Here is an 8,889-nt window from a genome sequence, read left to right as displayed (position 1 = left end):
TCCTCGCGCGCATCAACGACCTGCCGGCCAGTCGTCTCAACGAGTTGTTGCCCTGGAACTGGACGCCCACGGCGCTTGCCGCCTAAGCCACTTCCCGGCGTTTCACAGCCTAGCCGCCGCGGTCCTCACCGGATGCGTACGGATCATCCAGGAGCGCAGCCGGCGATACACCGACGAGGAGCTGCTCGCGCGATTGTCGGCGCTCCTGGCTGAGAAGGGGTGGCTGTCGGGCCTGGTGATCGACGAGATCGAGGATATGCCCTCCAGCTCGACCTTCCGGCACCGGTTCGGAAGCCTGGTGCGCGCCTATCAGCTCGTCGGCTACGCGCCTTGCCGGGACTATCGCTACATCGAAACCAATCGGACGCTGCGCACCCTCCACCCCGGTGTCGTGGCGCAGGTCACCGCCGACATAGAAGCGGCCGGCGGAACGGTGCGGCGGGATCCGCTGACGGACCTGCTGCACATCAACGAGGAGTTCTCGGCCTCGATCGTGATCTCGCGATGCCAGGTCACCGCGGCGGGCGGCTTGCGCTGGAAGGTGCGCTTCGACAGCGGACTGCGGCCGAGTATCACGATCGTCGCGCGCATGGCGGAGGATAATGTTGCCATCCACGACTACTACCTGCTGCCGTGGCTGGACATGGGCGCCACCCCCAACCTGCGGCTAGCGCCTGAGAACGGGATTCTGCTCGACGCCTATCGCTTCGACACGCTCGACGCGTTCTTCGACCTGACGCGGCGCGTTCCGCTGAGGATGGCGGCATGAGCGCGCCCGCCCCGGAGATTCGCTCGATACCGGTTGATCTGATCACCGTGTTGAACCCGCGCGTGCGCAACAAGCGCATCTTTCAGGAGCTGGTGAACAGCATCGCGCACCTGGGATTGAAGAAGCCCATCACCGTCAGCCAGCGGCCCGGCAAGTCCCGCTTCGACCTGGTCTGCGGTCAGGGGCGGCTGGAGGCCTTCGTCGCGCTTGGCCAAACCGAAATCCCCGCCATCGTCATCGATGCCGCCGAGGAGGATTGCTACGTTATGAGCCTGGTCGAGAATCTGGCGCGGCGTCAGCACAGCGCGCTCGAACTCGTCCACGCCATCGGCGCGTTAAGCGCGCGGGGATACTCGCATCCGGAGATCGCCGCGAAGGTCGACTTCTCGGTCGAGTATGTGAGCGCGATCTGTTTCCTGCTCGACAATGGCGAGGAGAAGCTGATTGCGGCGGTGGAGCGCGGCGTGATCCCCCATACCATCGCGATGGAGATCGCCCGGGCCAAAGACGGTGAAGTCCAGCAGGCGCTGGCGCAGGCCTATGAAGAGAAGTCGATCCCGGGAAACCAGGTCCTGGCGATCCGGCAGATCATCGAGCAGCGCAACAACAGCGGCAAGCAGCTCCACAAGCGCGGTCCGAGGTCCACGCGCACCCAGAAGGCGGTCACATCGGAGAGCCTGATCCGCGCCTACCAGCGCGAAACCGAGCGGCAAAAGCTGCTGATCAAACGCGCGTCGCTCGCCCGCAGTCGGCTGCTGTTTGTGGCCAACGCCATGCGCCGGCTGCTCGATGACGAGCACTTCGTGACGCTGCTGCGTGCCGAGGGCCTCAGCACTCTGCCGCGGGCCCTGGCCGAGCGGATCGGACCGATAAAGGCCTAGCATGTCGGATCCGGTCAAAATCGCCTTCGAGCGCAATATTCTGACGCTCCCCATCGCTGATCTTTTGCCGACGAAGGCCCTGCCGGCGGGGGTGCGCGAGAGCGTGAAATATCGCCGGATCGCAGCCTCGGTGGCGGAGGTGGGCCTGATCGAGCCGCTGTCGATCGCCCGCCAAAAGAGCGGCGAATATCTGTTGCTCGACGGCCATATGCGACTGGACGCGCTGCGCTTTCTCGGCGCGACCGACGCGCCATGCGTGGTCGCTGATGACGACGAGTCCTTCACTTACAACAAGCGGGTCAATCGGCTCGCGACGATCCAGGAGCACTACATGATCGTGCGGGCGCTGGAGCGCGGCGTTCCGGAGGAGAAGCTGGCGCGGGCGCTCAATGTCGATGTGAAGGTTATCCGCCAGCGCCGCCATCTGCTGGCCGGAATCAGCCGCGAGGTCGCCGAGCTGCTGAAGGACAAGCCGGTCGGCCACCACGCCTTCCAGAAGCTGCGCAAGATGAAGCCAATCCGGCAGCTCGAGGTCGCCGAGCTGATGGTGTCGGCGAACAACTACACGGTGAGCTACGCCAAGGCTCTGCTGGCGACCTCCAAGCCTTCGGATCTGCACAAGCCGGACGAACTCAAGAAGGCGACTGGGCTGTCGTCCGAGCAGATGTCCCGGCTGGAGCGCGAAATGGCCTCGGTGAGCGAGGAGTACAAGGAACTCGAGGTCTCGTATGGCGACGACATGCTGGTGCTGGTCGTCGCCGCCGGATTTCTGGAGCGGCTGCTGTCTAGGCCTGAGATTGAGGGCTTTCTGGCAGGACGGCATCCCGAGTTTCTGGAGAACTTTCGCGCCATCGTGCAGGCGACGTCGCTCGATCAATCGGCGGCCGTGGCTTGACGATAGGGCTTGGGGACCGGGACCCATAAGCGCCGGGACCGTCGGAGAAGCCGCCGTGTGGGTCGGATCAAGGGCGGCGGCGGGGACGGCGGCGAACCCGCTCTGAGCCCGCTAGGCCAGTCGGCATAGGACTGGCTGGTGCCGCCTGTGCGGCATGAATTGTCCTGGAGCGCGTCGACGCCGGTCCGCGTCGGCGCGCTCCGATGCTTGAGGTGTCTGGGATTATCGCGCATCTCAGATGCGTGATAATCCTTGCATCACGACACGAGTGGTGGGATTAACGCGCGTCTGAGATGCGAGAAAATCCTATGGCGATCCATTTGGTTGGAGAGACAATCGACGCCAAACGCGCCCATCAGCGCGCCCAGGCCGGTGAACTGATCCAGCTCGTGCGCGGCGTCTACGTCGATCACGAGTCGGACCCAGAGGCGGCGATCCTGGGCCACGCGGTCCGGATCGCGCACTATCTCTATCCCAACGCCTACCTGTCGTCCGCCAGCGCCGTCCTGCTTGCGCCCACGCCGGACGGGCGGCTGTTCCTCAGCGGGCGCCGCAATCAGCGCACGCGGCTGCGAACGCTGGAGATCGTCCAGAACGAAGCCCCAGCCCATCCGTCGATTGCAGCCGCGGTGATCGGCGACGATCTTGGCGAGCTGCGGATCGACGTGTCCTCGCCCCGCCAGCGCTTTCTGGAAGCCTTCCGGCTGCGCAGCGAACACGCCAGCGCGATCAGTGCGGACATGCGCATCCAGATGGCTGCGCGCCTCGTCGAGGAGCATGGCACGCCCCAGGCGGCCGCCGACGCCGTCTGGGCGTTGGCGCGCGAGAATGAATGGTATCGCGAAGGGGAGGGCGCCGAGCGCTTCCTGATGGCGCAGCCGGGCACGGCCAAGGCGCCGGTCAACAAGGCCGCGCTCGATCTCCTGGTCGCCTGGCATGGCGAGCCGCTCGGCCGGCTGACCCATGACGGGTTCGAGTGGCGCTGGAAGGCGCGAAGGCGCACCGGCCCGGTCCTGGTGCGCGAGACCACGCCGGGCAAGCTGCCGGCGTTCATCGAGTCGCTGTTGCCAGAAGGCTGGCTCGCCCAGGTCCTGCATGAGCGCGACGAGCGCGAGGCGCTGCGGCGCGGGCGGCGCTACATGTCCAACATCACCGTCGTGGAGAGCCGCGAGGAATTGGCGGCCTTGCCCGCAGACGTGCTGACCACCACGCTGGCGAGCTTCTGCGACGAAGGCCGCTTCACCGGCCATTACGCGGGGCCGGCGCGCGGAGAGATCGAGGAGACATTTGAGCAGAGCCTGGCGCGCATCTTCGCCCGGGCCGAGACGCCGCGCTTGTCGGGCATCCAGATCAAGGCTCCGATGAGTCTGACACCCGACGGCCGCCTCGTTCCGGCCGTCGACCAGCCGTTCACCCATATTCTCAAGCCCGCAGGAACGGCGGGATTCGAGACGCTGCCGATCGTGGAGTGGCTGTGTCTGGAGCTTGGTCGGGCGGCCGGTTTCGAGGTGCCTGACGCGGCATTGATCGAAATGCCCGATGGCATGTCGCCGGCCTTGCTAGTCGAGCGCTTCGACATTCGGCACGGTCCGAAGGACCAGCGTCGTCTGGCGTTGGAGGACTTCTGCTCCATTCTCGATCTTCCGACCTCGGCAAAGTATGACGGCACGATAGAGCGCATGGCCCGCGGCCTGCGGCCCCTGTCGACCGATCCCGCCGCGGATCTCGACATCCTGTTCCGTCGCGCGGTCTTTGCCTGGCTGATCGCCGATGGCGACATGCACCTGAAGAACCTGGCCCTGCTCAAGACGGCCGACCCCGGGGCCAAGACCTTCACGACCGTGCGCTTCGCCCCCCTCTACGACGCCGTCACCACGCGGGTTTTTCCGGGCCTCGGTGTCGATCGGATGGCGCTGAAGCTCAACGGCAAGGATGATCGCCTGACGCGGCAGGACTTCCTGGCGTTGGCGCGAACCATCGGCCTGACCGCCGGTGATGCCGATGCAGCGATCGGTCAACTGACCCAGCGGCTGGATGAACGCGCCGGAGGGCTACGCCTGCCGACCTTCGCGGCGCAATCGGAGGCCGCAAAGGTTGTCCAGGGCAGAGTGACCGCCCTCGTTGTGGAGCGTTGCGCTGCCCTCGGCGGAGCAACGGCGTGAGGCGTATTTCGGGCCTGGAGCCTTCGCTTGGATGGTCCTTTTTGTCGCGGGACGCGCTGGCGCGCGCCAAAGCCCAAATGGACGAGGAATCGACGGGCGTTCGGGATGAGATCGGCTTCCTGACGATTCACCAGAGCTATGCTGACCGCTTCTTTCCCGGCACGTCCGTGCTGCATACCCGCGCCCGCTACGCTATCATCGTCCCCTGGCTCTTCGAAGACCTGGCTGGCTTGACGGGCGCATCCGCCACACGAGCGCTGCGGGATCGCGAATGCGAACTCGCGGGGCGATTGACGGGCCTCGGCGTGATTGGACGCCGCGTCTTTCCCAAGCCCTCGAGCCAGCCGCCCTCCACGGTCTATTGGAATGCTATGGCCGTGTGGGGAATTCTACGGCCCCGGCCGAATGGTCGGACCATCTCGCGCGCTCAGGCGCACCGGTTGCTGCGTCCGATCGGGAGCACGACGGACGACGATGGTCAGCCGCTATTTGGCTTCGACCCACCGTTCGTCGCTTTGCCGCGCCGCCCCGGCAACTGGCAAGACGGCGACATCTCTCTCGATCTTGCACGAGATGAGGCGACGTTTCTGCGCGAGCGGTTATCTGATTTGCGGCGGCCCAGTGATCCTGAACTGTGTTTGCTTGCGAGGCTGGTCCGGACCGGCGCCGAGGCGCCCGCCGATATGTGGTCGCCCGAGGTCATGGACATTGCTGGGCCAGATCGCTCCGCACTGAGGCGGGCGCAGCAGGCCGCCAGCCTGGCGGGCATAGGTCGAGCCATTTACGATGCGCTGCTGGAATCCATGTTCGAGCGCGAGGACAAACGTCCAATCTCGACGCGGCACCGCGATCATCTGGTCGACATCGTCGATCAGCACGGCGCGATCGCCAGGAAGCTCGACATTGACGCGCTCGAAGCGGACATCGGTAATCTGCCCACCAAATTGCGAGCGGTCCTGTTTGCGACCAAGTTGTGGATTGAGGATCGATCGCTAGATCCCCGCGCCCTTTTTGAACCCTATGAAGCCGCAGAGGCTCGAAAGGGCACGCGCGCCCGACTTGCCCGAACCCCTAATGGACGAGCTCGACGCCTGGAATGGTCCAGCGATGAGCATGGCCTTGCGACCTCGTTGCACTACCGGTGGGAACAGGTCGCCACCCTCTTGGACGACTTGGCGGCAGCGCTGTGAGCGCCGCAGTCGATAGCTGGCCTGCGCTCTCCTTCCTCGAGGGATTGCGGCCCGGAGCTGATGAAACGGTCGAACTGGCCCTTCTTGCCGCCTACTCCGCCGACCTCGGCTCAATCGGCGCGGCTCTGCTGGCGCTGGCCGGCAAGGACAACGATGAGGGGAGAGGAAGCCATCGGATTTCGCCGACGCCGTGGAGTCGCTGCGGGGCAAGGCGCGGATCCTAATCCAACGTGGTCGATTGGCCAGAATGCGCCGCACGCCAAAGGTCGCAGCGGTGCTGGATCAATTCGTGCGGGAGGTCGATCTCGACGAGGCGACGGGCAGTTGGCATCCGAAGGCTGCGCTCATCAAGCTGCGTAAGGACGACGGCGGTGTAAGCTGGCGGTTGTGGCTTGGCAGTCGCAATCTCACCGAATGCGTCAATCGCGACATCGGTCTCCTACTGGTATCCGCCTCCAAGGGCGGTTCCCAGATCGCAGGTGTTGATGACGTCGCGCGCGCCTTAGCTGAGCAGGCTCAGATGAAGGGCGTTCGGCCTTCGTCGTTTGCGACCGCGGTGAGCTCGGTCTCGTGGCGATCGCCCACAGGCGTGAAGGTGCAGGGAATTCGTTGGACCACGGGAACCGGAGACTTCACGGTTCCTGTCCCTTCCGCAGGCGCCGACGCGGTTGTTATCGTCAGTCCTTTCATCGACAAGACTTTCCTCGCTCGTCAAAAGCTTGCGCAATCCAGCGAGGGTCGCCGTGTCCTATTGACGACGATGAAAGAGATCGAGCGCGTGGGGCCGGCTCTATCCGGATTTGACGATCTTCTCGCGCTCGATGCGCCTGATTATCCCGCGCCAGATCCACAGCTAGAGACGAGCGACCTGGCAGCCGGCGAGAACGACCGGGCTGCCGCAGAAGGCGAGGAGATCGGACGCGGTCTTCACGCCAAGCTCCTCTTCACACGGACGGGAAATAAGCGGCGGCTATGGCTCGGAAGCGCAAACGCGACAATGCGCGCGTGGACCGGCCGCAATGTCGAGGTCATGGCCGAGTTGTTGATCAGCGAGGCGGTGGAAAAAGGGCTCTTTTCACTACTCGACATGGCGCGTCTCGTCGCCGCTCCAACAGCGGAATATGAGGCGGATGCTTCGACGCTGGAGGAGGAGGCGCTGGAGCGCGCGCGCGCTCAAGTGGCGGCGCGCTGGGCCGGTGAACTAACCGTTGAAGGCAGCGGCCTTCGGCTGACGCATCGTTCCGGCTCCAAATTCGGTGGGCCACATCCAGACGAGTCCGACATCCTTCTTGAAGTCGGCGCGCTGAATGGCCCGCTTCTGCCTTGGCCGCGGGGAGAAACCAGTTTGAGCCTGGGCCAAGTCCCTCGGGACGAGCGCAGCGAGTTTGTTCGGCTGCGCGTGAGCCGTTTGGAGCGGGGATTATCGTGGCTTCAACGGGCGCCGGCGGATCCTGCGTTCGGCGAAGATCGCGATCGAGCGGCCTTTGCGCGTTTCCTGGGCGCGCGTGGCTTTCTTCTCTGGGTCGCAGGTCTCCTGTCGGGCAATGCCACCGATGGCGAGGGTGACTGGACCCAAGATGAGCGCGCGGACAAAACCTCGTCCGACATCAACCTAGCCTTCGATCCTGAGCTGCCGACGCTCGAGGAGATCCTGGCCGCCTGGGCTAGGAACCCGCAAAAATTCGCCGAGATCGACCGCCGTGTGGCGACCTACCTGCCAGCGGTTTTGGAACAGATTGAGCAAGAAGATCCGTCGGCCGCGCGGACTTTAGGGCAGTTCGCCGATCTGTGGCGAACGGTCCAGGCCGGTTTGGGACAACCGGCCGGCCGGAGGCGTCGAGGTTGAGCCAGCCCAAGCCATTTCAGAAGGCGGCGGTGAATGCCGCGATGAGAGCCTTCAATGATGCTGGAGGACGTCGCCGTTTCCTTGTGGCGGACGAAGTCGGCCTCGGAAAAACGGTCGTCGCGAAGGAGATCGCGCGCCGAATGTCTCAGGACGGCCATCGGCCCCTGGTCGTCTACTACATCGCCAACGGCCACGCGGTCTCCCACCAGAATAAGCATCGGGTGGTAGGCTTCCTGGGAGATAAGGAGCGCGAAGCCGCTACCGATACGCCTGATCGGCTGTCCTTGATTGCTGTGTCGAAGACGCCGTCCAGTCCCGTGGTGATCTATGCCCTAACCCCTGCAACGTCCTTTCCAGGCGCCCGCGCGCGGCTGACTGGGGGCCGCAAGGAAGAGCGCGCTTTTCTCAAGGTATTGTTGGAGCGAACCTATCCTGCCTTCGCACGCAATCTGGATCCCAGCATTCTCCGGCTCAGCGCGCGCAATTCCTGGGACTGGGTGGTCGAAGACAGCGAGCGAAAGTTGGCGTGCTCTCCACCCAACATCGGCCGTCGCTTCCGAGAGGCGTTGGCTCTGGAATTCGGCGAACCCGTCCGCGCTGGGCTCGACGCGGCATCCAAGGGGAAGGCGACCGCGTTTGTCGGTCGGCTTCGTCGAGCCTTGGCATTGGCTACCTTGCGGCACCAATCGCCCGATCTCGTGATCCTCGACGAGTTTCAACGCTATCGGCAGGTTCTGGATGAGAAGGAGCAGGATCCGCTTCTGAAGACGCTCCTTGGGTCCGACGGCGGCGCCTCCGCACCGGCAGTTCTGCTGTTGAGCGCAACACCGTACCGTCTCTTGAGCACGCGTTGGGATGAGGCGCGCGGGGCGCTCGCGCAACGAGAATTGCTGGATTTGGTCGAGTTCCTCGCTGGAGCGCCGGCGCGGGACAAGGCCAAACATCTCTTTGCAGCCTTCGGCGATAAGCTGCGGGACATCGTTGCTCACACCGACGCCGATCACCCTGAGGTGGCGCCGGAAATTCGGACAGTTGGCTAAGGTAGGTTCGACCTCGATGAAGGACGGACTTTATGACTGGGAAGCGGAAGCGGTACACGGCTGATTTTAAGGCCAAGGTGGCGCTGGAGGCGTTGAAGGGTGAGCT

6 protein-coding genes and 1 pseudogene are annotated in these 8,889 nt (G+C 64.5%); all 7 read left to right on the top strand.

The genetic code is table 11. From position 1 onward, the window contains the following. A pseudogene (locus tag Q8K84_RS15965) lies at nucleotides 1-769 on the top strand (hypothetical protein); the annotation flags it as partial. Then, nucleotides 766-1,650, top strand: a complete 885-nt coding sequence (locus Q8K84_RS15960; RefSeq protein ID WP_305283696.1) for a plasmid partitioning protein RepB C-terminal domain-containing protein — start codon at nucleotides 766-768, stop codon at nucleotides 1,648-1,650. The pseudogene Q8K84_RS15965 and the gene Q8K84_RS15960, both read left to right, overlap by 4 nt. A gap of 1 nt (nucleotide 1,651) precedes the next feature. Beyond that, nucleotides 1,652-2,545: a plasmid partitioning protein RepB C-terminal domain-containing protein gene (locus Q8K84_RS15955; protein ID WP_305283694.1), complete on the top strand. Its 894-nt coding sequence runs from the start codon at nucleotides 1,652-1,654 to the stop codon at nucleotides 2,543-2,545. 308 nt (nucleotides 2,546-2,853) lie between these two features. After that, the gene (locus tag Q8K84_RS15950; protein WP_305283692.1) at nucleotides 2,854-4,707 is read left to right on the top strand and encodes a type II toxin-antitoxin system HipA family toxin; all 1,854 of its coding nucleotides are present in this window, start codon (nucleotides 2,854-2,856) and stop codon (nucleotides 4,705-4,707) included. After that, complete coding sequence (locus Q8K84_RS15945; protein ID WP_305283691.1) at nucleotides 4,704-5,897, top strand: DUF6361 family protein; 1,194 nt, start codon at nucleotides 4,704-4,706, stop codon at nucleotides 5,895-5,897. The genes Q8K84_RS15950 and Q8K84_RS15945 overlap by 4 nt, the downstream gene beginning before the upstream one ends. Before the next feature lie 247 nt (nucleotides 5,898-6,144). Next, nucleotides 6,145-7,743 (top strand): phospholipase D family protein, encoded by a 1,599-nt coding sequence (locus Q8K84_RS15940; protein WP_305283690.1) that lies wholly within the window; start codon nucleotides 6,145-6,147, stop codon nucleotides 7,741-7,743. Further along, on the top strand, nucleotides 7,740-8,783 hold the full coding sequence (locus Q8K84_RS15935; RefSeq protein WP_305283689.1) for a DEAD/DEAH box helicase family protein: 1,044 nt from the start codon (nucleotides 7,740-7,742) through the stop codon (nucleotides 8,781-8,783). Before Q8K84_RS15940 ends, Q8K84_RS15935 begins: the two co-directional genes overlap by 4 nt. The last annotated feature ends 106 nt before the right edge of the window (nucleotides 8,784-8,889 follow it).

The organism is Phenylobacterium sp. (assembly GCF_030679875.1).
Taxonomy (GTDB): domain Bacteria; phylum Pseudomonadota; class Alphaproteobacteria; order Caulobacterales; family Caulobacteraceae; genus Phenylobacterium.
This window is presented reverse-complemented; position numbering and strand designations above follow the sequence as displayed.